The organism is Agrobacterium sp. CFBP2214 (genome assembly GCF_030209895.1).
In the GTDB taxonomy this organism is placed as follows: Bacteria; Pseudomonadota; Alphaproteobacteria; order Rhizobiales; family Rhizobiaceae; genus Agrobacterium; species Agrobacterium radiobacter.
The window spans coordinates 1-25,391 of record NZ_JARVRC010000011.1 but is presented as its reverse complement, the minus strand read 5'-3'; the positions used below and the strand labels follow the sequence as shown (position 1 = coordinate 25,391).

At 57.4% G+C, this 25,391-nt stretch carries 30 protein-coding genes and 2 pseudogenes; 17 read left to right on the top strand and 15 right to left on the bottom strand.

Annotation, left to right across the window (positions count from 1 at the left end; genetic code table 11):
- Positions 1-40: 40 nt before the first annotated feature.
- The gene (locus QRN60_RS22950; RefSeq protein WP_129565371.1) at positions 41-373 is read right to left on the bottom strand and encodes a hypothetical protein; all 333 of its coding nucleotides are present in this window, start codon (positions 371-373) and stop codon (positions 41-43) included.
- 3 nt (positions 374-376) lie between these two features.
- Positions 377-850, bottom strand: coding sequence for a hypothetical protein (locus QRN60_RS22945; RefSeq protein WP_236762505.1), 474 nt, complete (start codon positions 848-850; stop codon positions 377-379).
- Positions 851-1,043: 193 nt separating this feature from the next.
- Here QRN60_RS22945 and QRN60_RS26615 point away from each other — a divergent pair, with 193 nt between their 5' ends.
- Positions 1,044-1,739 (top strand): hypothetical protein, encoded by a 696-nt coding sequence (locus QRN60_RS26615; protein ID WP_502871957.1) that lies wholly within the window; start codon positions 1,044-1,046, stop codon positions 1,737-1,739.
- Here QRN60_RS26615 and QRN60_RS22935 read toward each other — a convergent pair.
- Together QRN60_RS22935 and QRN60_RS26565 are read right to left on the bottom strand one after the other, a co-directional pair.
- A complete protein-coding gene (locus QRN60_RS22935; protein WP_209689482.1) occupies positions 1,622-2,104 on the bottom strand; it encodes a MobC family plasmid mobilization relaxosome protein in 483 nt (160 codons plus the stop codon). The two genes, QRN60_RS26615 and QRN60_RS22935, sit on opposite strands and share 118 nt — an antisense overlap.
- A complete protein-coding gene (locus QRN60_RS26565) occupies positions 2,101-2,907 on the bottom strand; it encodes a MobA/MobL family protein (protein ID WP_350225284.1) in 807 nt (268 codons plus the stop codon). Before QRN60_RS26565 ends, QRN60_RS22935 begins: the two co-directional genes overlap by 4 nt.
- Positions 2,908-3,164: 257 nt before the next feature.
- On the opposite strand from QRN60_RS26565, the gene QRN60_RS22925 reads away from it, so the two are divergent.
- Positions 3,165-4,034 (top strand): NYN domain-containing protein, encoded by an 870-nt coding sequence (locus QRN60_RS22925; protein ID WP_129566953.1) that lies wholly within the window; start codon positions 3,165-3,167, stop codon positions 4,032-4,034.
- Positions 4,024-4,305 carry a mobilization protein gene (locus QRN60_RS22920; protein ID WP_129566954.1) on the top strand — a complete coding sequence of 94 codons (282 nt, stop codon included), beginning with the start codon at positions 4,024-4,026 and terminating at the stop codon, positions 4,303-4,305. Before QRN60_RS22925 ends, QRN60_RS22920 begins: the two co-directional genes overlap by 11 nt.
- A gap of 13 nt (positions 4,306-4,318) precedes the next feature.
- Here the strand turns inward: QRN60_RS22920 and QRN60_RS22915 are convergent, their stop codons facing one another.
- The 4 genes from QRN60_RS22915 to QRN60_RS22900 all read right to left on the bottom strand — a co-directional run bounded on the left by QRN60_RS22915 (position 4,319) and on the right by QRN60_RS22900 (position 7,240).
- Complete coding sequence (locus QRN60_RS22915) at positions 4,319-4,702, bottom strand: ester cyclase (protein WP_129566955.1); 384 nt, start codon at positions 4,700-4,702, stop codon at positions 4,319-4,321.
- Positions 4,703-4,927: 225 nt separating this feature from the next.
- Entirely contained in the window at positions 4,928-5,998 is a 1,071-nt protein-coding gene (locus QRN60_RS22910) for a nucleotidyltransferase family protein (protein WP_129565151.1), read from the bottom strand.
- Between the two features lie 248 nt (positions 5,999-6,246).
- Positions 6,247-6,813 (bottom strand): P-loop nucleotide/nucleoside kinase family protein, encoded by a 567-nt coding sequence (locus QRN60_RS22905; protein WP_129565152.1) that lies wholly within the window; start codon positions 6,811-6,813, stop codon positions 6,247-6,249.
- Between the two features lie 187 nt (positions 6,814-7,000).
- On the bottom strand, positions 7,001-7,240 hold the full coding sequence (locus QRN60_RS22900; protein ID WP_165000616.1) for a helix-turn-helix domain-containing protein: 240 nt from the start codon (positions 7,238-7,240) through the stop codon (positions 7,001-7,003).
- A gap of 144 nt (positions 7,241-7,384) precedes the next feature.
- Between QRN60_RS22900 and QRN60_RS22895 the strand changes: the two genes are divergently transcribed.
- Positions 7,385-8,152, top strand: a complete 768-nt coding sequence (locus QRN60_RS22895; RefSeq protein WP_129565153.1) for a hypothetical protein — start codon at positions 7,385-7,387, stop codon at positions 8,150-8,152.
- Between the two features lie 111 nt (positions 8,153-8,263).
- Here the strand turns inward: QRN60_RS22895 and QRN60_RS22890 are convergent, their stop codons facing one another.
- Both QRN60_RS22890 and QRN60_RS22885 read right to left on the bottom strand, forming a co-directional pair.
- A complete protein-coding gene (locus QRN60_RS22890) occupies positions 8,264-8,392 on the bottom strand; it encodes a hypothetical protein (protein WP_272872469.1) in 129 nt (42 codons plus the stop codon).
- A 124-nt stretch (positions 8,393-8,516) separates the two neighbouring features.
- Positions 8,517-8,837, bottom strand: coding sequence for a hypothetical protein (locus QRN60_RS22885; RefSeq protein ID WP_112208277.1), 321 nt, complete (start codon positions 8,835-8,837; stop codon positions 8,517-8,519).
- Between the two features lie 412 nt (positions 8,838-9,249).
- On the opposite strand from QRN60_RS22885, the gene QRN60_RS22880 reads away from it, so the two are divergent.
- Positions 9,250-9,783: a hypothetical protein gene (locus QRN60_RS22880; protein ID WP_129565154.1), complete on the top strand. Its 534-nt coding sequence runs from the start codon at positions 9,250-9,252 to the stop codon at positions 9,781-9,783.
- A 6-nt stretch (positions 9,784-9,789) separates the two neighbouring features.
- Here the strand turns inward: QRN60_RS22880 and QRN60_RS22875 are convergent, their stop codons facing one another.
- Complete coding sequence (locus QRN60_RS22875; RefSeq protein WP_244555392.1) at positions 9,790-10,692, bottom strand: hypothetical protein; 903 nt, start codon at positions 10,690-10,692, stop codon at positions 9,790-9,792.
- A gap of 157 nt (positions 10,693-10,849) precedes the next feature.
- Between QRN60_RS22875 and tssI the strand changes: the two genes are divergently transcribed.
- From tssI to QRN60_RS22845, 6 genes are all read left to right on the top strand, one after another.
- Positions 10,850-12,988, top strand: a complete 2,139-nt coding sequence (gene tssI, locus QRN60_RS22870) for a type VI secretion system tip protein TssI/VgrG (protein WP_129565270.1) — start codon at positions 10,850-10,852, stop codon at positions 12,986-12,988.
- A gap of 9 nt (positions 12,989-12,997) precedes the next feature.
- On the top strand, positions 12,998-13,696 hold the full coding sequence (locus tag QRN60_RS22865; protein WP_112495162.1) for a hypothetical protein: 699 nt from the start codon (positions 12,998-13,000) through the stop codon (positions 13,694-13,696).
- Positions 13,697-14,073: 377 nt separating this feature from the next.
- Positions 14,074-14,460 (top strand): PAAR domain-containing protein, encoded by a 387-nt coding sequence (locus tag QRN60_RS22860; RefSeq protein ID WP_112207611.1) that lies wholly within the window; start codon positions 14,074-14,076, stop codon positions 14,458-14,460.
- Complete coding sequence (locus QRN60_RS22855) at positions 14,412-15,680, top strand: hypothetical protein (RefSeq protein WP_129565267.1); 1,269 nt, start codon at positions 14,412-14,414, stop codon at positions 15,678-15,680. Before QRN60_RS22860 ends, QRN60_RS22855 begins: the two co-directional genes overlap by 49 nt.
- Positions 15,677-16,177, top strand: coding sequence for a hypothetical protein (locus QRN60_RS22850; protein WP_112346410.1), 501 nt, complete (start codon positions 15,677-15,679; stop codon positions 16,175-16,177). Before QRN60_RS22855 ends, QRN60_RS22850 begins: the two co-directional genes overlap by 4 nt.
- Before the next feature lie 7 nt (positions 16,178-16,184).
- Entirely contained in the window at positions 16,185-16,634 is a 450-nt protein-coding gene (locus QRN60_RS22845) for a hypothetical protein (RefSeq protein WP_112207605.1), read from the top strand.
- A 189-nt stretch (positions 16,635-16,823) separates the two neighbouring features.
- Here QRN60_RS22845 and QRN60_RS22840 read toward each other — a convergent pair whose 3' ends face one another.
- Positions 16,824-17,195 carry a hypothetical protein gene (locus QRN60_RS22840; RefSeq protein ID WP_217003796.1) on the bottom strand — a complete coding sequence of 124 codons (372 nt, stop codon included), beginning with the start codon at positions 17,193-17,195 and terminating at the stop codon, positions 16,824-16,826.
- A 296-nt stretch (positions 17,196-17,491) separates the two neighbouring features.
- Positions 17,492-18,757 (bottom strand): MFS transporter, encoded by a 1,266-nt coding sequence (locus QRN60_RS22835; RefSeq protein ID WP_502871956.1) that lies wholly within the window; start codon positions 18,755-18,757, stop codon positions 17,492-17,494.
- A gap of 69 nt (positions 18,758-18,826) precedes the next feature.
- Here QRN60_RS22835 and QRN60_RS22830 point away from each other — a divergent pair, with 69 nt between their 5' ends.
- The gene (locus QRN60_RS22830; RefSeq protein WP_129565264.1) at positions 18,827-19,267 is read left to right on the top strand and encodes a helix-turn-helix domain-containing protein; all 441 of its coding nucleotides are present in this window, start codon (positions 18,827-18,829) and stop codon (positions 19,265-19,267) included.
- A 599-nt stretch (positions 19,268-19,866) separates the two neighbouring features.
- Positions 19,867-20,104 (top strand): annotated as a pseudogene (locus QRN60_RS22825) (helix-turn-helix domain-containing protein); the annotation flags it as partial.
- A 19-nt stretch (positions 20,105-20,123) separates the two neighbouring features.
- Here the strand turns inward: QRN60_RS22825 and QRN60_RS22820 are convergent.
- Entirely contained in the window at positions 20,124-21,026 is a 903-nt protein-coding gene (locus QRN60_RS22820; RefSeq protein ID WP_129565263.1) for a LysR family transcriptional regulator, read from the bottom strand.
- 91 nt (positions 21,027-21,117) lie between these two features.
- Between QRN60_RS22820 and QRN60_RS22815 the strand changes: the two genes are divergently transcribed.
- Together QRN60_RS22815 and QRN60_RS22810 are read left to right on the top strand one after the other, a co-directional pair.
- Positions 21,118-22,134 (top strand): NADP-dependent oxidoreductase, encoded by a 1,017-nt coding sequence (locus QRN60_RS22815; RefSeq protein ID WP_129565262.1) that lies wholly within the window; start codon positions 21,118-21,120, stop codon positions 22,132-22,134.
- Positions 22,135-22,204: 70 nt separating this feature from the next.
- The gene (locus QRN60_RS22810; protein WP_129565261.1) at positions 22,205-22,507 is read left to right on the top strand and encodes a putative quinol monooxygenase; all 303 of its coding nucleotides are present in this window, start codon (positions 22,205-22,207) and stop codon (positions 22,505-22,507) included.
- A gap of 99 nt (positions 22,508-22,606) precedes the next feature.
- Here QRN60_RS22810 and QRN60_RS22805 read toward each other — a convergent pair.
- Positions 22,607-22,859, bottom strand: a pseudogene (locus QRN60_RS22805) (hypothetical protein); the annotation flags it as partial.
- 334 nt (positions 22,860-23,193) lie between these two features.
- Here QRN60_RS22805 and QRN60_RS22800 point away from each other — a divergent pair.
- On the top strand, positions 23,194-23,505 hold the full coding sequence (locus tag QRN60_RS22800; RefSeq protein WP_245369122.1) for a helix-turn-helix domain-containing protein: 312 nt from the start codon (positions 23,194-23,196) through the stop codon (positions 23,503-23,505).
- Positions 23,502-24,755 carry a type II toxin-antitoxin system HipA family toxin gene (locus QRN60_RS22795; RefSeq protein ID WP_112951263.1) on the top strand — a complete coding sequence of 418 codons (1,254 nt, stop codon included), beginning with the start codon at positions 23,502-23,504 and terminating at the stop codon, positions 24,753-24,755. Before QRN60_RS22800 ends, QRN60_RS22795 begins: the two co-directional genes overlap by 4 nt.
- Positions 24,756-25,391: the final 636 nt, after the last annotated feature.

Below are 25,391 nucleotides of genomic sequence, written 5' to 3'. Positions count from 1 at the left end.
GGTCAGTTGCGACCGTGACCGGGCGCGATCGGTCGGCCTGTCACGTCTGCTGCGCGACCGCCTCCAGCATCGCTTCGGCTTGCTCCAGCAGGGCGAATGCTTCCATCAGCCCGGTTGAGGCCGTGCCGCTGGAAGGATTGCCGGAGGCGAGCCAGGCGTTCATGAAGGTAGCCTGTGACGCGATGAGCGATTTCAGCGATCCTTCCAAAGCCGCTTGCCGATTTTCGATCATGTCGGTCGAGCGTTTCTCCAGCGCCTCGAACTGCGCGGTTCCGTTCTGCAAGGCGTTCATCAACGTCTCGACGTAACCCAGCAATTCGCGTTCCAGCGGCGACAGGGTCTCGGGCATCGGTGGTCTGGTGGTTTCGGTCATCGGTCAATCTCCCTGGGCGATCTTCAGGCATGGGGTTTTGTCGGTCCCTGCCTGGCAGGTGATCAGTTGAAGGCGGTTGACGTCCCAGGTGAGGACTTTGCCGCTGCCGGTCTGGTTGATCTGCAAGCCCAATTGCCAAAGGCTGGCGCTCTGGGCGCGGTCGATCATCAGACCCGCCCAAAACCAGCTCGCGGTGAAGCTCAACAGGATGATCAGAAAGGCCACCGCGCCCATGGTCAGGAAGAACGGCTGCACCATCGACCGAAGCCGGTTCACGTCCGCCTCGGTCGTCGCCAGTGCCTCGCTCAAGTGCTGTCGGTTCGCGTCCGTGAAGCTGCGGATATCGGTCTCGATTGTAGCTTGCGCGCGCCTCAAGGCTTCGCTCCAGTCGGTCTCGAAGCTCATCGGGAGCGATGGCGTCGAGCCGGCTTCCGGAGCGGCTGGGCTCGCCAGACGATCTTTCAAGCGCTCGCTCAAGGGTATTCTCTCGGGTCCAGTCTTCACGGAACAGGTCTCCTTTCAGGCGCCAGCGCTCGTCCGTCTCCGGATCGCGCACGGTGATGTAGTTTTTTCCGGTGCGCGGCAGGTCGAACCCCGCCGCCGTCAAAGCCTCGGTCATGTTCGGGCGGTCACGGATGTCGCCGGTCTCGATGCGCTGGACGATCCAGTCATGGATCAACTCGCGGGCATCGCCGCGCCTGACGCTTTCGATGAGGCTGACGGTCTCGCGGGCGCGCTCTGGCGCCATCGGATCGTTCCAGCCGTGTTCCTTATTCAGAACATCGCGCAGGGCGTCGTAGTGCTTCTGGTAGCCGGGCGGCGCGATATTGAGGCTGCGCCCGCTCACCAGCTCCATGCGCGGCGTCACGAAATGCAACTCGACGCGGCCCTCATGGGTGTGGCGCACCCACAGCATATCGCGCTGGTCGGCTTCGAGGCCGGCAAAGGCAAGGTTCTCGAAGGTGTCCATCACCTGCCGTTGCTGGGCAGGGTTCGGCGCGTCCTCAGCCGTGAACGCGATGACTCCGGCCCGATAGGTCCACTGGTGCGGGCAGGTGTCGATCAGCGCGCGCATGCGGTCGGCATCGCCGCGCAGCACTTCGGGCAGAGGCTTGCGGGCGAACAGCATGACCCCGCCGCGCTCGTCGCGGATCGCGTTGCGGTTCTGATCGTAAGCGACGACGTCGCGCTCGACCAGATAGTCAACCGGTCCCGATCCGCCGCCCTGACCGTTTCGGAAGAACTTGATCAGCACGGCGCGCCATCCTTGGCGGTGAACTGCTCAAGCGTTTCCGATAGCGCCCGCTCGATGGCGACCAGGCGCGTGGCAACCGTGATTGCGTCGATGGCGGACACCTGGCCCTGAACCTGGGCCGCGTTCAGCCATCGCGCGATCTGGTTGAGGTTGCCGCCGATCCGGGCGACGGCGCGCACCAGCTCCGGGTCCACCTTCGGAACCGGACGGCGGCGGCGCGCCTCGGTGAGGCCGAGCGCTTCCCGCATCAGCGTGGCGAAGGGCAGACCGGCCCGCGCTGCGCGGGCGGTCAGCGCCTGCTTTTCCGATGCGGTGCAGCGGAAAACCACGACGGCATTGAGTTCGCCTTTGGGCGATCGCCGCGTGCTCTTGGTGGGGTTTGAAGGGGAGGTCTGCCTCCCCTCACAAGGCTCCCTGTCAGAAGGCTCGCCGTATGACAGGGGTTGCCTTGCTCCCTTCAAATCGCCGTCCGTCATGACGCCCTCCGAAGGTCGGTTTGTCGGGGAGTTTCGGTGGCAATGTGGTCAGGGCGGCGGCTGAAGAAAGCGATCCAGTCCAGCGCACCTGGGCTCGTCTCGTCCGGTGGCCAATATCCCGGCAAGGCATAACCTGGCTTGCCGGTTTTCACGGTTGGCAAGCCCAGGGTTTCGATAGATGGAAGCCCGTGACGGCGTAGCCAGGCGCACCACTGCTCGACCTGATCCGCCTTGGTCTCAGCCACGAAAACGAGCGGGACGGCTCGCCGGGTCTCGACGCGCAGCGGGGCGTCCTCGCGCGGGTTAGGTCTATTTATTTTTTCTTTCTCTGGGTTTGGTGGACATATTTGTCCCTCTTCGCCAGACACATCTGACCGCCTTTCCGGACGAATTTTACCGCCTTTGTCAGGGTAAAGGGTGACAACTTTGTCCGTCTTTTCGCGGGCGTCCGATGCGCGTAAAATCGATGCTGCTGGGGGACGATATTCTGTGTTGTGCCCGACGCCATTTCCGCGCTCGACCTCGAACCATCCTTTCACCTCAGGTTCATGGACGGCGCGCTGAATGGTCTTGACGCTCTTGCCGGTCGCGTCGGCAATCGTTTGACAGGACAGCCATGGGGCATCGATACCATCGGGAAGAATGATTTCCGTGTGGACGACACCCTGCTTTGCGGTAAAGTCATGGGTAATGCCGTCACGCTGGTTGAGGATTTTGCTGGCGGTGCGATAGGCGATGGCGGCGACGGCACTTTTGCCGGCACTGCGGCCGACCGGTTTTACACTGCAATGATAGATCGCCATGCCGGTCTCCCGATAAAACGCGCCGGCAGAAAAACCCGATTCCGGCCCGGTCCCGCCCGCGGGTGAGCGGAAACAACCGGACGTCAGCCCTTCGATGTCTGGCCTGTCGCCAGGGTGCCAACTCGTAAGTGCGCCCTTGTCGAATTCAGTCTAGCGGGACGGGGGATGGCTGGCTCTATGGTGAATTCACCAGAATGCGCTGCAAATCGATCCTCGTTACCCTTGCCTCGATAACGAAGAGAGCAATGGAGACGGTGATGGATGCAGGCAGGTTCGGGGAAACGAAACGGCGGTCAGGGACAAGGGGTGTCCGGCAAAACACCGGCATCGGAACGGACCGGGAAAGCCCAAGGCTGGCCGTGCTGATCGACGCTGACAATGTCTCGTCAAAAATCGTGGACGGGCTGTTCGGTGTGGTCGCAACGCTCGGCGACGCGACGGTCCGGCGTCTCTATGGCGACTGGACGCAGGCAAACATGAGGGGCTGGAAAAGCCGGCTTGCGGATCATGCCATCCGGCCGGTGCAGCAGTTTGCCAGCTGTCCGGGAAAGAACGCCACCGATGGCGCCATGATCATCGATGCGATGGATCTTTTGCACCGGAACCGCCTTGACGGTTTCTGCATCGTCTCGAGTGATGGCGACTTTACCCGGCTGGCGGTACGCATCCGCGAAGAGGGGATCGCCGTGCACGGATTTGGTGGCCGGCAGACACCGTCTTCCTTCATTGCCGCCTGCAGCAGCTTTACCCGTTTCGACAGGCTGCGGCCGTCCAAAGAGATGCGGTGGCTCTCCGCCACAACAGCAGACGCAACACAGACCGCCGGCAGGGAAACAGATCTCTCCGCCCATGTCGAGCAGCAGATGCTGGCGATGATCGAAGAGGCCGTGTCTGCCAGCAGGGAAGAAGATGGCTGGTCACCACTGGCAAAGGTCGGTCTGTGGCTTGCCCTGCATGAGCCGTCCTTCAATCCGCGCCACTTCGGTTTTGCCGGGCTTGGCGGTTTCGTTGAGGCCTGCCCTGCCATAAACGTCCGGCGCTGTGGCGAGGGCGGTCATCTGGTGAGGGTGAGGCTGGTGGAGAACAAGGTCCCCACAGCTTGCGAGGTAACCCGTGATGGTGCGTAAACCGGTTGCCCGTCGCATCGAGGAACTGGAGGCACGCAAGCGCTCGCTGATGGCACGGCTTGCCGCACGGGAACGGCGGCTTGAGGTACGGCGGAAAATGCTGCTGGGCACATGGATGGTCAGCGAACTTCGACAATCGGCAGAGGGGCCGGACGTGCGGATGTTGCGCGACTTGCTGCGGCGCCAGCTGCCGCAGATGACGCTGCGGGATGCCGATCGTCAACTGCTTGAGGATTTGCTCAATGGGGAAAACGCGGACGGGAACGGTTGACGTTTGCTGGCGGTCAGCCGAGCTGGCGTTCAATCGCGGCCTTGTCGATCACCGACCAGACCCTGCGGATTTTGTTGTGCCCGAACTCGTAGAAAACGTGCTCGCAGAACTGAACCTTCCTGCCATTGACCGGGAGACCCATGAAGGTGGCCTTGGGCGTGCAATCGAACGAAAGCCGGGCAGCAATCCTGTTCGCGTCGCTGACAAGGATATCTGCTTCAAACCGCAGGTCGGGAATGTCCGCAAAATCCTGGACCAGCATGTCGCGATAGCCCGACAGGCCGAATGGTCGGCCGTTGTGTTCGACTGTATCGTCGACGAAGGTGCCGAGTTCATCGAAGGCCTGACGGTTGAGGCAGTCGAGGTAAGCCAGATAGATGTCCTGAAGTTTCGGCATGGGTTTCTCCGTGTCGATCAAAGGTCAAACCGGTTTCGGCGTCAGCGCCGCGGCAGCCGTTTTGTGCGAGGTTCGCAGTCCGTTTTGCCGGCGGAATAACGGTCCGCTACTGAACAGGTGCAGTTTTGGATGGTCAACCGGTGACGAGTTTGCAACTGCCGCTATGAAGTCGATAGAACCCGTCCTGCGGAACGGGAAGTTCGGGCATCTGCACCGGGGTTGCCATCATCTTTTGCCCAGATCAGCGGCGGAAACGCCGAGCGCGACGGCCAAGGGCAACCTGGCTTTCTCAGGCATTATGGCGAGTCCTGAAGTGATCGCTTCCTGCCATGCGGGACCGCGTTCCCACGCCTCGTTCCAGGCGTCGGCCAGTGAATATCCTTGCCGGGTTTCCACCAGTGCCTCTGACAACAGGAATGCCTGTTGAAGATCCTTGTCACGCTTTGCCCTGCCCAGGGCATCGTTGCGCCTGCGGGACGCGACAATCAACTTGTGAATGGCATAGCGCTCGGGAGCGGGAACATTGACGCTCACGCCCTCTCTATACAGCAGCACCGTTCTCACGGGTTCGTAGATCAGATAGTCCAGGAAGCGAAGGTTTTCCGCCGACGCACCGCCGAGAGCAGGCATGGGTGACGGCTTGCCCGTATGGTCGTTCGACCCGCGGTTCCCCGTCAGGAACTCCACGCGATAGTTGTCCGAGTTCACGAAGGCGACCACACGCGCCTTGTCCGCCTGATGTGGTACCGCTCTGAAGGACGGATCGACGGTATGCAAGACGTCCAGGATTGGTGGCAGGCTGTCCCCAATCTCTGAGCTTATTGCAAAATCCTGGGCGTAGTCGGCGTCGCCCGTCTGGAGCGCGGCATTTGGAAGGCGAACCCCGAGCAGCCCTGAATAGCAGCTGAACGCAACCGAGCCTATGATAAGCGCTCGAAGGCGAAACAATCCGGCATCTGCAAGAGCTTTCGTTACTTCGCCGGCAAAACGTTCAGGCGCCGCCATGCCACCAGTTCGTGTAAGGGCGTTAACGAGCCGACGCCGCTCTCTGAGGTCGTCTTTGACTTCCCTGTGGGCGTGTACCCTCGCGGTTATTTCCGCGTCTGCTTCCGGCCCTACATAGCGCCGCTTGTCACCATCGGGGGTCGGATACTCGAAGTACCAGTAACCCTTGCCTTTAACGGGGACGTTCACGAACCGTCCATTATGAGGGAAGTCGGTGGAGAACTGCCCATCGAACGATCGCTGCGCCAGTTCCGCGAACATTGTCCTGTATGCGAGGTCAATCTGTTTCAAGACATGCGATCCTTGCGGCGACGTGTGTCATTATAAGGTTTTGTTTTTTTCCTTATAACCGGGATCGCGATAAATCGGCACAGTCGTTATAAGGAAATTCAAAAATCCTTATAACCGCTTCCATTTGCCATGGCAACCGGTCGTCAGGGCACTGCCCCTGAAACCGGCCAAGGCAGTTCCGGACAGTTTCGCCGTGACGGAGGAGGTAGATTGTCGGTGCAGACACGCGTGTTTCACCCATTTCTGCGTTATCGGTCGCCATCGATCGATGCATCCAGACGGAAACGCGTCGATTGCAGCGCATTGATGACCGAGTGCAGGGCAGCCTGTTTGTCCTCGTTCGATACTGACAGGACGTGATGTTCAAAGACGCCCAGATCGGCAAACTGCGCATGAAGATCGGCGACGACAAGCGGATCGCCGAGGCTGTCGCCACCGCGTGCCTGACAGCGTTCGATCGCCTCTGTCACTGTCGTGCGCAGCACGATGTAATGCAGCGGGCGCGAAAGCGCCATGAAGGCCGGCAGCCAGTCCGGTCGCACGACGCCATCGAGGATGACGAAATAACCTCCGTCGGCGTAGCGACCGGCAACGTCGGCGGCGATCTGCATGATCATCCGGTTCTGATGATCGGACTCCGGAAGCCAGGGATCGATGCGGCCATGCTTGATGTAACCCCACAGATCATCGCTGTGGAAATGCACCTTTGGCAGGCCGGGCAGGCGTGCAAGCGTTTCGGCGATTGTGGACTTGCCGGAGCCGGGATGGCCGGAGAGAAGGAGTATGTGGCCGGAAAGGTTGTTATGAATGGTCATTGCGCAATCCTTCATTCCACCGGATCGATCGTCAACCGCCTGCTGCCGATCTCGCTGTTCGCGTGATAAAGAGCTGCGCTCGAAAGTCTGATATGGCGCAATTTTTGGGAAAGGATCAGGTGCAATTTCGCTCTTTAGCGAAGATGCTCGCTCGGTACCGTAACTCGCCGTTATATGTGTAGGCGATTTACGGCAACGGAATGTAATTGTCTTTGTTGACGAGAACACCAAACGTGACGTCGTTGTCTACGAACTTCACGCCGGCTTGTTCTAAAACAAAGCGTATATTCTCGATCGTTGATTCCTTGAGGTCCTCACCTTTTTCTAGGCGGACCAGGGTGTTTGTCGATATTCCCGCATGTTCCGCAAGTTCGACAATTCCCCATCCTAAAGCGGCACGCGCCATCCTCACTTGAACAGAAAACATGAAAATCGCCATAATTTAGCGAAAAATATTGCTTCGCTACCAATTCCAGTTACTATCAGATGTCTGCGTTATGCAGGCGGCCGAATCAGGCGTCCTACCGCCTGACTCGACCTGACCACAATCTAGCTATCAGGAGCTTGGATCATGGCTGATTCTGAGAATAGCAGAACTTTACCTAAAATTTCGTGCGCAAATGCATTCCCCAACGAGACGTTTGTCGACAACCTGCCAAGCGTGATCAACCGGCGCAATCTTTTGCCGCTGGCCGCACGGATCCTGCCGATGCTGCTCAACGATCTTCCCTCGCGCACGATTGCCGGACCGGTCCATGCCAAGGAGCTGTGGCCGGACTGGTATGACATGTATCAGCAGCGGCTTGCCGCCGAGCGGGAATGCCGGGAACTTGAGGCGCGACTGCTCGAAGAGACCGGCGGTCGTCCTGCTGTCGTGATTGCAGTTGACGATGGTGGTCCATCGGCAGGGACGGTGTCCTCTTTCGAGGAGATCAGGGAACTTGCGCCGCGGATTGGTGCTGAAGCCGCAGAGAGCGCGCGTCTGGAGTTGCTGAGACTGAGACGGGCATGGAATGCGGCTGACCGTCGCATCGGTTACAGCGCCAGTCTTGCGAAGGCGCAGGACCTTGCCCGGTTCGAGGGTATTGCCGGGCGTGTGCTGATTTCGCTGCAACCCTATTACATCCACGACATTGCCGCCAAGCTTCACTGCATGCTGGTGATGTATGATCCGGAGCTTCGCAACGAAGAGACCCCATGGCCGGAACTGCGCAAGATGCTGCGTGAGCTGATCCAGCCGCACTGGTCTGTGATCGAGCCGCAGTCGCGTATCCGCCTGCTGCGGCCGAAGACGCGCGAGAGGCGGTTTCAGGAGGAAAGGGACAGGATTGCCGTGTGAGCGGCGTGACGCAGGCCCGGCAGGCGCGGCAGCGGTCTGTGGTGACACAGTATCGTCGCCGGGCCTTCAGCGCCCTGTGATGGTCAGCCAGCGAAGCACGCCACGCCCTGCCTATGCGGCAAGGCTTGTCACCAGACAGGCGGATGCCAGAAGCAGGGTGACGACGGTGAAGAATATCAGAGCTGCCGCCAGTTCATCCAACCTGCCGTCGCGTTCATTGCGATTCCAGTCGTAAGCCATAGCCAACCTCCATCGTTGCTGAGACGGAAGGGTGGCTCCGCATGGTTAATAAAATCCTAATATTTGCGGGCTGAATGTTGCCGGTATGATCTGGCATTTGGCCGTCCGACGATGGCGCCGCCCCTCAACCGGCAGGTTTGACGAGGCTGATTTCGGTTTTGCTGTCGAGGACGATATGCAGGTCGCGTATCATGGCGGCTGCCTGCAGCAGGGCGTTCCGGATCTCTTCATCGCTGCGCCATCCGCGTTCGATTGACAGGGCGACGGTGTGGATGTCGAGGAGACTGTCACGGCCGGGGCCGGATGGGATGCCGATTGTTTCGCGCATGTCGCGGATTGTTGTGACGGCCCGTTCGAGCATACACCGCTTCTGCCAGCCGTCGAGGCGATCAAGCCTGTTGGCGTCGCGGATGAGCTCGGCAATGAAACTGTTGGTCAGGGTCATGGGACGAGGGTGCCGGGTCGGCTGACGGGCGTCAATGGAAGACCTTCGAGGTAAGCTTCAGGCCCCGAAGTTGACGCCAGGCTGTGATGCCGATGCATCACGGCGCGTGGATACAGACGTGAGGTTTTTTATCGTTATCTCTTAATTATTCCTATTTCTATCATAGCTTTGGTTGGTTTTCCGGAAGTAAAATATGAGGCGTGCATCATGCTGGCCCTTTTTTTGGACGGTCGATGGCTGAGTGCTGAGTGCAGAAATCCGGGGTTGCGTTCCGCTTGTGCAAAATGAGATTATCGGCGCGGAGATTGCCGGAAAGCGAACGTCGATCAGTCTGCGACCTCCCGGGGGATCGTTTGGCGTGGAGGTTGTCTACCGTAACAAAATGGCGGTGAGACCAAAACGGAGTGACGATATGAAAAACGGAGCGTGCACGTTCCGACGTCGGTACCTCAAGGTATCGACAATCAGCTGCTTTGCCGCATTTTTGAGCTTCGGGGAAGCCGCGGCCACGCCGGCGGATACGATGGTCGACCGCCTTCTCGACATCTGTGAAGCGTCCACTGTGCAAGAAGCGATGGTGAACGGCGACAAACTCGACTGGCAGCGTCTGTCCAATGCCGACGTTGAGGAGTGGCGTCGCAACTTCGTCGGTTTTAATGGCGGTTCTGTTGATCTCGTGGGTTGGCGACATAAGAGGGAGGGCGGAGTGGAGTTATTGTCGTTCTGGATTGCCGCTGGTCCTGATGGACACAAGGCATGCGCGTTTACCACGCCAAGGCCTGCCGGTTTCATGGATGCATTATCGGAGCGGCTTGGAGCACCAGACAATCTCGACAAGAATGATGCGATAAATAGCGTAACCGCACTGTGGAAGCGGGGCGCGGTGGATTATTCCTTTGTTCAGGTCGGCACGTCCGTCGTCATTAATATCAGCTCAAGTCGATGAGATGCACTATTCCCGGGGCACGATAACAAGCACGTTGAAACCCTCATCAATGTTGAATGTCTGCGGATTGAGCAGTTTGTTGCCATAGGTGGAACTGAACCAGCACGCGGTCTTCTCATCATGAATTGCCGTTACGGTTTCCCGGACGCTTCTGTTGATCGCGTCTATGATTTCGGTCCCTGTCTTGCCCCGCCTGTTGAGATGCATGAGTTTTTTCCGCGCGGGGCTTTCTGCATCGGAAACCGCGATGGATACCCTGTCCGTTGAATAGCTTTTTACCCGAACCCGCAGTCGCTTCGGCCGCGCTGCATCAAACCGGTCGTTAATTTCCTTGATACGCGCCTTGATGTCAGCATCGGCCCGGCGCTCCCCGGGCAAAACATCATCCGCCGGCGCAAGCTCGTCGGCGAACTGCGCGCGCGCCACTTCCGCAGCGTGATGCGCATAGGCAAGATGTGTCACCGGCAGGGCCCTCAGCCATTTGCGCCGTTGCGTGATCGCCATCGACTTTGCCGCCTCTTCGCCCAGTTTGGCGACGGAGAAGTTCTCGCGTTTCTGCCCCTCCCTGGTCATTAAGGTTGCCTGCCACACATCGCCTTCGGCTGTCTCAACACGCCTGACGCCGGAGATGCCGCTTCGGTTGTTCTTGCGCAGAAGCACGGCCTGCTCGATGTTGGTGGCGGGCGGAATGGCAAGAATGATGGCGTCGCGGTAGGCGCGTGCCTGACGGTAGGCGGCATCGCCGGAACCGTAGATGCTGTCCTTGAACAGCCTGACAATCCGGTGGCCCCGCCGCCTGATACTGACCCACCAGCCGGAGCCGTGGCGAGCCCCGGCTGCTTCTTCGCGGCTAAGGCCGTAGGTACCGGCATCGTGTTTTGTATGTCTCGGATTTCTTTCGATGGTCACTCCGTGCCCCGGCCTGTCAGATTTCATAGATGGATATTTGGCGTATCCAGGTTGTAGAATTCATGTTGAATCCTTGGTTTCGCCACAATGTTTGATTGCATTCTGTCGAGATTTTGACAGCTGATTGATTTTTTGAGCTCTGCTATCGAGGTTCGCAATGAATGACCAGCCCTCATCCTCTGACTTCATTCAGGCGAGTCGTGTGCTCAAGGTCAAGTCGCCTTTGGGCGAGGATCAGCTTCTTCCGGAGCGTCTGACGGTCGAGGAAGGCGTATCGCAACTCTTCGATATTCGCCTGACGGTGCGGGCCAAGAAGGAAGCGGTCAAGCCAGAGGAACTGATCGGGCGGCTGGTCGATGTTTCGGTCGAGGTGCAACAGGGCGATGGCGAAGAGGGCAGCGGCATCCGTCGCCCGTTCAACGGCCTGGTGACGGAGCTGCATGAGGGTCCGCCGATCACACGCGGGATGCGCTCTTATGCGCTGACCATCCGCCCGCAAATGTGGCTTCTGTCGCGCCGGTCGGATTGCCGTATCTGGATGGACAAGACGGCGGTCGAGGTCGTCGAGACGCTGTTTTCCGAACACGGCATTCCCGCACCAGATACGTCGGGCATCATTTCGCCGCCGCCTGCACAGCACTACAGCGTCCAGTTTAACGAGACCGACCTCGACTATCTTTTGCGCCGCTTTGAAGAGGACGGCCTGTTCTACTGGTTCAGCCATGAGGATGGTTCCCACAAGCTGCATGTGGCCGATAGCGCCAGTGGCTGGCTTGGGCCGTCGCCGGCCGCCCAGGGGGAGGGGACGGTGCGTCTGGCGCAGGGGTCTTCGGATCGCAACCACATCAACGACTGGGCACGGCGTTTCTCCTATGTCCCGGGCCAGCGCGCTGGCGCGGACTGGAATTTCGAGACGCCGGGCATGGTGCCGGGTACGATGACGCCGTCGCTGGTGCAGATGCCGGATGCGACGAAGCGCGAGCTCTACGAATACCCGGCCCGCATCAGGACAGTCGAAGAAGCGGAGCGGGCGCAGAAACTGCGCACCCAGGCGATCGAGGCCGACCACGACCGGGTATTCGGTTCGTCGACCTCGCGCATTCTGGAGGCCGGCCGCCGCTTCACGCCTTACGAGGTCGCCCACCCTGAACACGCCTATGAAGAGCATGTGATCATCAGGGCAAGCCACAATATCGTCGATCTCTCCTATGAGACCAATGGCAACGAGCCGGAATATCGCAATCACTTTGAGGCAATTCCGGCCCGTGTGCCGCTGACGCCGCACCGGTCAACAAAACGCCCGCGCATCGAAGGCACGCAGGTGGCGATCGTCGCCGGCCCTGAAGGCGAAGAAATCCATCCTGACCAGTATGGCCGTATCAAGCTGTGGTTCCCGTGGGATCGCAAGGCGAAGAAGGATGGCACGGATACGTGCTGGGTGCGGGTGGCGCAGAACTGGGCGGGCTCCACGTGGGGCGGGCAGATTATTCCGCGCATCGGCATGGAAGTGATGGTGGCCTTCGTGGATGGCGATCCCGACCGGCCGCTGGTGACGGGGGTGGTGCCGAATGCACGTCAGACGGTGCCGTATGAACTGCCGGCCAACAAGACGAAGAGCGTGTTCCGAACCAACACGCATAAAGGACAGGGCTTTAATGAGTTGCGTTTTGAAGACGAGGCTTTTCAGGAAGAAATAAGAATAACCGCACAACGGGATATGAATACAATAATACATAATAACGAATCAAAAATATCGATGAATAATTCTTCTTCCGCTGTTCTCAACAATAAGCTTTCGGAGGTGCTGGGCGACTCCGTGACTTCAGTTTCTGGAACTTTTACTATCTATACAGGTCCATCGGGAATTAGCGCTATGATGGATCGGCAAATCGGATATTCTTCCAACCTCTTATCGGGTGTCGCTGCATCGATGCGACCTGACCTTTTTGAGAGTAGCGGTAGTCCAGGCGACTTTACGATCATCTCGGATGGAAGCCACAATGTGACGGTTCGACAGAGCGCTCAGTATCACATCGGTTCCAACTACAATACAAGTGTCGTTGAGAGCCAGTTTGCTCAGGTTGGAAAAAACTATTCGTTAAGTGTTGCTGGCTCGGCCTCATCATTTGTCGGCAAATACCGCACTGAGCAGGTGGGTGAAAAATTTGTAATTTTCTGCGGGAAAACGCGTCTGTCGTTTGACAAAGAGGGCAACATCGAGATCACCGGCGTGGACATCGTGATCTCTGGTGAGAACTCAATAAAGCTCAAGTCGAAACGCATTGATTTGAATTGAGGCTTCTAGATGGATCAGGGATCAAAACAAAGGCTGAACAATCTTTGCGCCATCTTCAAGATACGGCCGCAGGCCACAGAGATCAATCCGGAGTTGGCATTGGCACTTTTAAGTCACCTTTACGCGATGCCCGCGATCGCCGATAAGAGTGCGCGAAGGAACTATGGCAACCAAATTCTCGGCAACACGAGCGGGGTTTTCGACCCATATTCAGAATTCGTAGGCGGGTTGGGAAGTAACGTCATCATGATGCAGGAGTTTCCGCAATGGTACGCCAATCTCGGAAAATCCACCGCGCAACTCGTGGAAATTTACGCCGATCTGGAGCGCACTGTTTATTGGCTTAATAAGGCCGGATGGGGCGCCGGCATGGCAGCGGGCGGCGCCGGGATTGCGGAGGCGATTGACAAGGGTTCTGTCAAGGCTGGGGCTAAACGTGGTGTGGACCGACTCGTTGGCCGAAGCGCCATTATTGAGGCCTTGCAAAAGCGTTTTGGGGCAAGATTAGGAGCCACGGCCGGGGTGGCAGGCGTCGTGGTGATTGTTGGCGGTACAATTGCCTATCACAGTGCCTTGCAGCAAATGGAAGAAATACGAAATATTCTGCTTGATCGATTTCATAGCGGTCAGATGACTGACGAGCAGTACAAACAGGTTTTCGGAACTCAAGTTGATCCAGCGCTCGTCAAGAAATATTGGGAAATGTAATCATATGCAACGCATCAGGATGCGAAAAAAAACAGCTTACTTCGTTTTCGTAGCATTATTTGCAGCGCTTTTTTCGATCGCGTGGATTGTATTCGGCCCGTTTTCATTAGGTGCTTTCGTTGCGTTTATCGCCCTGCTGTTCGGCATGAGGCTGATTTTGCGAAGGTGCTTTGAATTTTACGAGGGTTGAAGGGACTCGTGAAGTGATTGGTTGAATCAGTATGGGGGTTGTGAGGGGCGCGCCTGAAAATTATGTTAAAGCAATTACTTAGAAGAATGGAAGCGAATCCTTCCAGGTTTCTGGCTCGGTCGCGGGTGGCTCGGCAACTCGGCGTTTCCTGCTTGAACAGACTGACTTCCAGTTGGGGATTGTAGATATGCCACCAGCCCATCGCCGTTCCGACATAGGCTCAGGCCATTCTTGCCATTTCCCGCCTACGCTTGCGACGGGCGGTAGCCCGAATATATTCGTCAACAACAAGCCGTTAATGCGGGTAGGTGATGCGTATGTTCCCCATGGATGCCCGGTTTGTCCGGAACCCTCACATGGTCGCAAGCTCGCTGCTGGCTCGGCAACAGTCTTCATCAATGGCAAGCCCGCTGGCCGCATGGGGGATGCGATCGATTGTGGTGGGCAGGCGCAAACGGGCTCCTCCAATGTTTTTATCGGTGATGGTTCCGGCTCGAGTAAAATCGGAGACGCTGGCGGCACCGATTGCCAGAAAGATATGGCAGCGAGATCGATGCCGATGGTGCGGGGATAGTTTTAATGCTCCGTAACCCCAGTGACGAGAGACGGCAGGACACGGCATCTCAAGCTTTGCTGAAAGCAGTTTGCGAACTCGCGGCCAATCCGCAAAAGCGTGTTTACGCCGCGATGGATGGCTCGCAATACAGCGATCTGCCGCAACTGCTGAAAGAGGCGAACATTGCCCACCGACCGCTCTACCGTTATGCGGACGGTGATTACGACGTAGTCCTCGGCGGGCCTTGGCTGGTCGACCCTTACCAAGCCGCCATATCCTATTCTACGGGAGCTCCGTCATGGGTGGATGAAGTCGAGGATGATCTGTCCGAAGAGGTTCTGCACGCGCGCTCGGCCGCGCTTTCCGCGCATATGGTGTCATCCCTGCGGGGAGGTGATCCGACAGGTGATGGAATGTTGCCAGTGCCCGAAGGTGACAAAATAACGGTCGAGGAGCGCCTTCGGAAAATAATCGTATTGAGCCAGCGGAAATCTGCTGTGGTGTTCTGGTCCGGTGGAGACGGTTTCGCTCCTGAGCGGCTTTATCGGCATCTGCGCCGTCTCAACCGCATATTTGTGCCGAAGACCTGGGAGGACCCTGAGGTTTCGAGTGAGTTGCCGCGCGGGGGAAAGGCCTCACCTGCAGCTGAAGCCGATCTCTCAGCCTCTGACAGCGTGACGTCCGCTGGGTATGAGCCGCTCATTTTCCGGCACGCGGATGCGAATGTCATGATGCAGATTATTCCTGCACTCGATGAAACCCAGCTCGATAATCTTTTTGGTCCTGCCACCCAGCTATTATTCGCACCCGGTGGCGAATGGGGTGGCGGAGTGAAACGCGCGAGGAGGGCGTTTTCGTTTGATCGGGCGCGCCGTGGGCCGCTGATCCTGTCGAAAGATATGATGGCATCCATTTCTGACGTGCGGGAGCAGGCCTCGCGCCGCAGGATATCCGATTATCTCGAGCGTCACGCTGCAGATCACCTTAAAGATATGGACGAGAAAGAGCGTGACATCTGGATAAGGGCTCACATTCGCGAGGCAAGTTCGCTTGGCGTGCGTTCCGAGGCGGATCTGGGACGCTGGTGCTATCTTCAGGCGATAACGGGTGGTCGGTTGATGCGACAACGGGGCGTCTCCGACTATATGATGAGTAAGGGAGAAGTGACACCGGATGAGAAAGTGCGGTTGTTGCTACGGTCCGTTAGCGTAGCTTCGCAGCGCGGGGTGACCGCATGACAACGCTTGTTGCCGGCGCGCCGCTTCTGGCGGGAGGGCCGCCTGGCTGGGTGGCGTATGGTGTTCTTGCGGCGGTAACAATCATCGGCGGCGCCTACATCGTCAGTCAACAGATGTCCAAGGCGGATGAAGACGCGGACAACGCGTTGCAAAACGATGATGCGTCTGACTGTACGGGTGACTGCGCGGAGGCGAAGGAGAAAAAAGAGGAGGAAAAGATCGGGGAGATGGATGCGGATTCCACCCAGAAACCCGGTGACAAGGATTTCAACAGAGACAGGCCTGGGACCGTCAACGATGCGAACAAGGATTTTGACGACCTTGTGGGAGACAACGCGATCGATAAAGGAAATGGTATTAGGATAGGCAAGCTGTCTGACGGCCGGACCGTAACGGTGCGACCTGAAAGTAAAAGCAATGGGCCAACACTCGATATTATCAAGCCGAACGGACGGCCTTTCCGAAAATACAGATATCCCGGGGGCCCGTCGACATGAGGCGAAGATGAAATCCCATCGATATGGAATAGATAAGGAATTCTGCCGCAGGAACGGTTGCAGGATTTTCTTTGGCGTAGACTGGCTGGATGATACCGAATTTGAAGCCTTTGAGGCATTTTTCGGCTCGCGTCAATTGTTCGTCTCAAGCGGGGATAAACCGCTCGAGGGCGCATCCGCCTCCTCGTTTTCCGAAGCTGTGAAACTGGAGAGTGGATTTGTCGATGAAGACAAGTATATTCTGTCGCCGAATGACGCGCTCATTTATGTGAGCGATGATCGAGATGTTTTCCTCGTCGCCGCATCAAGCGAGCGTCTTGCAACGTTGATTGCCGAAATTTCGGCCCGCGGCGGGAGAACATATTCTTCCCTTGTGCGCACAGGCACAATCGAACCCAAGAAACAGGTCAGGGCGTATTTCGATTATTGGGCAGATCTGAACTTCGAGATCGACTGACATCTAGGCAGAATGTCCGTACAACCCCACTCCTTGCGAAGGCGGATATCGTTTCGCCTGCGATTATGCAGCGCTCGACGGCCTTTTGCACAAAGTTCGCCGCCCAGAATGAAGCTACAAGTCGCTTGAGATTATTGACCAGATCGACCAGCAGGAACTCTGTTGTTACTATAGCCGGGAAATCCGGTTTCATCCGGAAATCAAAGATGCGGTTGCCGAGTTTGATGGGGTCGTGGCGTTTTCTGTTATAGACAACGGTTTCGTTGTAAAGCCGCGTAGCCCCGACACCGAGCGCATATAGACGTTTGGCGTGAGCAACAGGAAAGGGTTGTCCTTGAGAAACGTTTCAACCAGGTCATGGTCACGGGCCGGGGCGTTGCCGAAGCTTGTTGTTTTCGGGCGGATGTAGACGCCCGAGAGTTTGGTCAGCTCTCCGGCGTCCATCAGCTTTCGAAGATCCCGATCCACCGGCGTGATCCATCGCGCCAGGTCCGATCTGCGATATACCTTGCCTGGGATCAGGTGCTGTTTCAGTTGGCCCAGTCTGGTCAAAATGTTCACCCGTCCTCAGAACAGGAGGTCGAGCGAATGATGCAAATATTTTCATTAAATTCATGCAGCATTGCGTTGTGTTTGCGAGCCACGGTTATTTGGCAAAACCGTGTGGGCGGTAATCCGGATATATTGACCCATTTCAATGAAGCGATATCGACTGTTTTCCAATTAATTGGCCCATTGTAATGGGTCATTTCAGACGCCTCTTGCCGGCTGCGGAGATTGCAACGCCGGCTTCGGGGCGTGCGGGCCTCATGTTAACGAGGAAGGTCGAGGCGCCCGAGGCATACCGCCACCTGTGATCAGCCTTCCGGATTTTGCTTCATCACCGGCGACGGCTTTCCGTGTGTATTCGGCCATCCAAATGCAACGAGGATGGCAACGACCATCATGGCGCATGACAGCAGGAAGGTGAGGCGCATTCCGGTGGCGATGGCGGATGTTGTCGCCCTGGTAAAATCCTCCGTCCCGACGGCGATGGAAAATACGGCGCCCATGGCAGAAGCGCCGGCGATCAGCCCCATATTGCGCGACAGGCCGAGTAATCCCGAGACCGTTCCGCGCCGGTTACCGGGCACGTCCGAAAGGGCCGCTGTGTTGTTGGCGGCCTGGAAGAGCTGATAGCCGGGCGTCAGTACGATGAGGGACAGTACATAGCCTGTAACTCCGATCATGTTTGGCATGAACGCGAGAAGCGATGTGCCTGTGGTCAGGAGCAGGAGACCGATCACGAGCACACGGTGGCTTCCCCAGGTATCCACCAGCCGGCCGGAGGGTACGCCGCTGACGACGGAGATGACCGGGCCGATCATCATGACGAGGCCGACCTTGGTCGCCGTCATCGCGAGGCCGAGACCGAGGTAGAAGGGACCGACGACCAGTGTCGTCATCATAACGGCAGCGACGAGGATGTTGACGATGAGATTTGGTACCAGAGAGCGGTTCATCACCGACCACAGGCTTGCTGATATGGTTCTGCCCTTGCCGGTGTCGGCGGGAAGTACCGATATGGCCATGATCAGTGCCAGGGCCGCCAGCGGCACCTGCACCCAGAATATGGCGCGCCAGCCTGCCAGCGGGATCAGGAGCCCGCCGAGCGATGGGCCAAGCGCCGTTCCCAGCGCCGAAACAGTGCCGAGCAGGCCCATTGCCCGCCCGACACGGTCCTCGTTTGCGGTCTGGCGCATCAGTGCCATCGGGAGCGTCATCAGGAAAGCCGCGCCGACACCTTGAACAGCGCGAGCGCCGATCAGCAGCCACAGCGTGGGGGCGATCGCGCAAAGCAGCGAGGAGAGGGCGAAAATGACCATCCCGGTGACGAGCATGGGCTTCAGCCCGAAACGGTCGCCGAGCCGGCCAGCGATCAGCACCGAGCAGGTCAATGCGACGAGATAGCCGACGACCACTGCCTGAACCTGCGAGAAAGGCGCGAAAAATGCCTCTGCGAGCGACGGCAGTGCGATGTTGGCGATACTGGTGCCAAGCGAGGCGAGCAACATTGCCAATGCAAGCGTCGCCGTAATGCCTGTTTGCGGCGTCCCCGACGGAATTGATTTTACCTGTTCCAATGCCTTGTCCTCTTGTTTCGAGTTCCGTACGGGAGCATGCTGCCACTTCAAGTCAACTTGAGGTCAAGTATGAAATTGCTGGATATTGGGGAGGTCGCGGCGCAAAGCGGAATCAAGCCTTCGGCGCTGCGTTATTATGAGGAGGCCGGGCTGATTTCCTCGGTCTCGCGGCATGGTATGCGCCGGCAGTTTCCGCCGGAAGTGTTGTTACAGCTCAAACTGGTTGCGATGGGCAAATCGGCGGGGTTCTCGCTGGACGAGATTGCCGGCATGTTTGGCGTGAATGGTTTGCCGGACCTTCCGCGCGACGTGCTTCATCAGAAAGCCGATGCGATCGACCGGCAGATCCACGAGCTGACCGCGCTGCGCGACACGCTTCGTCACGTGGCCGATTGCCCTGCGCCTTCGCATATGGAGTGCCCGACATTCCGGCGGTTGGTCAACGTTGCGGGAAAGCGTGAAAAGATCGAGAGACCGAAAAGAGGCCGTAGTTTCCGTAATGTTTCCTGAGGTGACCAGACGCAGGGCACGGAAAGAACCACGACTGAATCTGGATTGGTAAAAGCTCATCCACCCTTGAGACAGGCCGATGTCGTCTGCTTCCCTGCGATGTGGTGTGATCTGGCAGGTGGAGGCAAAAATCAACCGGGAGGTTTTTTACGAAAGTGATCCCGGCATACTGTCGAGGATGCTTCGCGTCCGCGCCAGAGGTGTTTTGCCGTCGACAATTTGATCCGCTATTCTCACTTTATCAATCATTTGCATATTTTTTTGGAAGTGGAATATGAGGGTGGGTGGACCACGTCCGGTTCAATTCATTTGTCAAACCCGGTCACACAAAGGCGGGTCCGTCGCTCCCTTTGGATGGCGAGGCGGTTTTGAGATATCCCGGTTTACTCAATTGGGTTGAGTCTTCTGATGAACATCCAAACCGGGATACGGGTTGCCGGGCCATACATGTCGGAGACTCCAAAGGATGCTTCCCTGGGCGCGAGATTTCCCGATCAGGATGATTTAATACCGCAGGGAGTCAAGCTTACCGATCAGGAAGCGGCTACTGATCTCCTGGAAATCTTCCTGTACGGTAAGTAATCCGATGGAGGTTGACGATGTTCAGGTCTGCGCGCTTTCGGCGCTGCTATCAGGGAAAGACGCAAAGCGCTTGGCTGGACGCAAACCGGGCTTGCTGCCCGTTCGGGAACGGGTGAACGCTTCATCGTCGAGCTTGAATCCGGCAAACCGAGCTGCCAGCCCGAAAAGGCACTGATCGTCGCGCGCACCGTCGGCATCGAGATCGGCGATCTCAGGACCGCTCGGGCTGCTCCATCCACGCTGGACGATGACCTCAGCGGACATTTCTGCCCGATCACGACAACTCCACCAGTGTGTCGAGGAAGGCGCGCACGGCCGGGTTGGACCGTCGGCTCCCGGGCCACAGCGCCGTGATATTGTGCCGATCCACCGCGTAATCGGCCAGAACCGGCACGAGCGCTCCACGCCTCACCCAGGCGCTGGCCATAAAACTGGTTGCCATTCCGATGCCGGCACCCGCTGCGATCGTCGCAAGCACGGCTTCGCTCGCGTCAACGATAATGCCGGAGGTCGGCACGATCTCCACCTCCCTGTCCCGGATGCGGAAAGGCCAGCGAAATAGCTGGCCGCTACTCTGGTAGCGCAGGCTGACGGTGTTGTGCGCTTCCAATTGGTCCGGATGGTTTGGCGGGCTGCGCCCGGCAAGATATTCGGGCGAGGCGTAGCAGCATAACCTATACGGTAAGAGCCGGCGTGAAAGCAGGCGCGAGTCTGACAGATCGCCGATGCGGACTGCCATATCGAAGCCGCCATCGATCAGATCCACCATGTGGTCGCTCAAACGCAGATCTATATCAACCTTCGGATGGAGCCTGCGAAACCGGGGGAGCACTGGTGCTATTACGTGCAGGCCGATCGGCAACGATGCCGCAATCCGTAATGTACCAGCGGGCTCAGTGCGCGCCGCTTTCGCCGCCTGCGCGATTTCCTCGGCGTCGTGGAGAAGCCGAAGCGCTCGCTCATGCAGGTCGCGCCCTTCGGCGGTCAGGGTCAGGGACCGTGTCGTGCGCGTGAACAGCGAAACGCCGAGCTGCTTTTCCAACCGCTGAATGCTTTTGCTGACTGCCGAGGGCGAGATAGATAGCGATCGCGCAGCGGCAGTGTAGCTTCCGAGCGAGCCGGCGCGCGCGAAGGCAATAAGTCCCGTCAGTCTGTCAAATCCAATTTGTTCCGTCATGGCACTATTAAAGAGAATTACGCCGATATTATCAACTCAAGACATTGGTCATATCTTCGGTCATGGAAACCAGATATCCAGGCGAGGCAATATGACTGAGATGATGAAAGCCGTGCGATTGCACGAATTCGGAGGCCCCGGGGTTCTGCTGTATGAGGATGCGCCCCGACCGGCAATATCAGCGGATGAGGTGCTCGTCCGCGTTTATGCCGCAAGCCTCAACCCGCCGGATCTTTATCTGCGGGACGGTTATCGGGCTCTGCCGCCCGAGTGGCAGCCCAGTCCCGCGTTCCCACTGATTCCGGGCACCGACGTATCCGGCGTGGTGGCGGCCGTCGGCGATGACGTGTCTGGATTTGGCATTGGCGACGAGGTCTATGCGATGGTCCGGTTTCCGCAAGACCTGATGACGGGCAGCAGCGCCTATGCCGAATATGTTCGTGTTCCGGCATCGGAGCTGGCGCTGAAGCCTGCCGCGATCGACCATATCCAGGCGGCCGGTGCACCGATGTCGCTTCTGACGGCGTGGCAATTCCTGGTCGATCCGGGTCACGATGTGCCGAACCCTTTCCAGAACTTCCCGCACGCACCGGTGTCGCTGGACGGCAAGACCGTGCTGGTGAACGGTGCCGGAGGTGGGGTCGGTCATCTGGCCGTCCAGATCGCAAAATGGAAAGGTGCAAGGGTGATCGCCGTTGCTTCCGGCAAGCATGAAGCGCTTCTCAAGGAACTCCGCGCCGATATTTTCATCGACTACAGGAAAGCGGCTGCGGAAACAGTGGCGAAGGATGTTGATCTGGTGCTCGATGCCGTCGGCGGCACGAATATGGAACGCTTTCTTCCCGGCATCAAGCCGAATGGCGCCCTGTTTCTCGTCAACCCGCTGGGCTTCTCAGGCCATGACGAAGCCGCCCGGCGAAAGATCACCGTCTCAACGACGCAGGTGCGTTCGAACGGCGCACAACTGGCAGAGGCTGGCCGTCTGCTTAATGCCGGCTCCCTTCGGGTGGTGATCGACAGTACCTATCCGCTAGCCGAGGCATCGGCAGCGCATCGTCGTGCTTCTGAAGGGAGCATCCAGGGCAAGGTCGTGCTGGTCGCCGCCTGATCACCTGTTGGCCAGTCAAGGCCCGACCGCCGCGAACAGGCGGCCGGGGCGCTGATGGAGGGAATATCCGATGCTCATTATAACGGGCTATATGCACGTCGATCCGGCCGATCTGGCGCAATTCATGACAGAACTGGATGTGCTGGCATCCGCAACACGGAAGCGTCCGGGAAGCATCACCTATGATGCCGCCGCGGTCGATCCACTATCAGGGCGATTGCTGATATCGGAACGTTGGGTCGATCAGGCGGCGCTCAGTGCTCATCTGCAGGCAGCCGACACTGTCGCGTTTGTCGGCCGCTGGAGCGGCAAAATGCGAGGCGAAATCCGGAAATACGATGCGTTGAACGAACGCGACATCATGGATTGCTGATGCGCCTTCCTGGTTGAAGGTCTACCTCTGCCTGGAGCCGACAGCAGGCGGGACTGCCCTCTGCGGCCGAACTGTCGTGATCTTCTCCAGGGTTTCCGGTCATCGGATAACCGGTTCGCCGTGGTAGCGGCGTCTCGAAGGCTTGGATACACCAAATCCAACTTCCATCATCAGGCGTGGGGTTTCTTTTGCCAAAGTACCCATATGGAAGCCGAAAAGGATCCTCGACAAAACCCGTTCCCGCACCCCCCGTCACATTCAAGGGACTGTCAGCACCGTAGTATTCGACGACCTCCTCCGACGGATGGCCAACCAGCATGGTCAACTGATGTTTCAGACGCCGACGTCGATGACGTACAGCGAGTTCGAGTGCCCTACCGGAAAGCGCCGCAATGAGGCCGATGCCTCGGTGATTGGCGCCGTCCGGTTGCCTTTACTTTCTGGCGCCGCAATGTTGTTGCCGCAGTTCATATTGCTTGAGCGGTCGTGCAGTCGGTATCATCCTTTCTTTGACGCTTTCTGGCTGCATTGACACCAAAGATTCCGGGCCTGTGATCCTTGGGTAGAAAGCAAGCGCGATGATGGCGATGCGCAGAAAGGCATAACGCCCATGTTCCTTGGGCACGCGCGGAACTTGCTATTTGTTTAAGTGCTATTATATTGGCATTAATGAGTCAAAATGGCGCATGGGTGATAATATGTTGGCATTTAAAATGTCTTCCCCTGTAGAGGTTATTCGGGACCTGGCGGATAGAATGAAGCGCCGACGGATCCAGCAAGGATTGACCCAACGCGAATTGGCTGCGAGATCGAGTGTTTCCTACGGATCGCTGAGGCTATTTGAAGAAACCGGCAAAATTTCTCTCGAGAGTCTCGTGAAAATTGCCTTTGCTCTTGAGGCGGAGGCGGAATTTGAACGGCTGTTCCCGGGTCGGCCGCCACAGAATATCGATGATGTCATTGATCGTCCTCTCAAGCAGCGTGTGCGCCGGAAATGAAGTTCACGTCAATCCAGAAGATGAGCGTTTATCTGGAGCTCGAAGGGAATGAGAGAAAGCTCGGGACGCTTGCCTGGAGCAGCGGCGAACGGAGGGCGTATTTCGAGTACGCGGCGGAGTTTCTGGCGGCGCCCCTTTTGGTTTCACCATTCCATATGATGGCCTCCACTGGATTGATTGCGGCGCCTCGCGATCCATTTGACGGGCTTCACGGGCTGTTCAACGACAGCCTGCCGGATGGTTGGGGTCGGCTGTTGCTGGACCGCCGGCTTCAGCGGGCGGGCATCGACTATACCCGGCTTACCCCGATCGACCGTCTGTCGGCAGTGGGCAGAACGGGAATGGGCGCGCTCTCATATGTTCCTGAATTGCCAGATGACCAGGAGCCTCAGGCCGTCACCGATCTCGACTGGTTCGCTGATCAGGTCGAGTTGGTGCAGGCTGAAATGGACGTGGCTGATATTGACAGCTTGCAGGGCGCGCAGGGTGGATCTGCGGGCGCGCGGCCGAAGATTATGATCGGCTTCAACCAGGCGGAAAACAGGTGCGTTCTGGATTATGGCCAACGGTTGGACCCGGGGTTTGAGAGGTGGATGGTCAAGGCACCGAGTTTCGATGATCCGCGGGAGATCGGTGCGGAAGAAAAAGCCTATTCGCTTATGGCCGTCGCTGCAGGACTGACGATGGCCGACACCCTGCTGCTGGAGACCAGGAAAGGACGACGGCTTTTTGCGACGAAACGTTTTGACAGGACCCCTGCCGGCAGGCTCCACATGCACACGGCAAGCGGCCTGCTGAATGCCAGCCATCGTGAAGCGAGTGTGAACTATGAGCAACTGCACAAGCTTACTCACATAATGACCCGCGACGCTACTGAAGTCCTGAAGATGTTCCGAAACATGGTGTTCAATGTCTATGCCAGAAATCGCGACGACCATGCGAAGAACCACGCCCTTCTTATGGACGGGAATAGTCGCTGGTCTCTGGCACCCGCATACGATCTTACTTTTTCCTCGGGACCAGGTGGAGAGCACAGCGCCGCAATAGCCGGGGAAGGCAGGAATCCCGGCATATCTCACCTTCTGGCGGTCTCCAGAGGGGCCTCGATTTCAGATCAGGATGCGCGGGAAGTTATAGAGCAGGTTAGAGCGGCCGTAGACCGTTGGCCTGAGTTTGCTGGGGAAGTTCAGTTATCCAGATCCCGGACCGCTGAACTCGACAAGTTCTTGAATGGTAATCGGCTGGCTTAAAGGCCCATGTTTCGATGGATCGGATTTCCGCAGGCCGGATGCCACAAACGTGGAAAATTCCTGAAACTTTTAGAAATTGGAAGTTTCAGGAATTATGTCTTCGTTGGTGGACCATGCCGAGATGCAGGAAGGCGGTGACATGTCATCAGCGGCAGCATTCCAGGTTGTCGTATTCGAAGACCGGAAGGGTGGGTGTGGTGGCCCTAGAATATTTTACTGACACAAATCCAACAAATACATATATTATTATTTTTATACTTTGATGACGGAATTAATTACTACTTATAGACTTGAGCGAACGATTGATCACAGCGCGCCATTGATCTGAGACACGGAAGAGTCATCATTAAACATATAATTTATGCTGAAGTGATATGAAAACATATAAAATATTGCAAACGAACCATTGCTGACAGAGGGAGGGAGTTTAATTGGCGGATTTTGCTTGTTTTATGGACAGGCAATTGGAGCCGCTTGTAACTGGATGATTTTATATAGGTTTTTATATGGGGTGTGATTATTTATTGGTGAGAACGAGAAGGAATCTGATTGAGAAATGACTGAAAAAGCGATGAAAATTGATGGCGATCGATTATAATAACAATATCATGATATTGTTATTATAATCGATCGCCA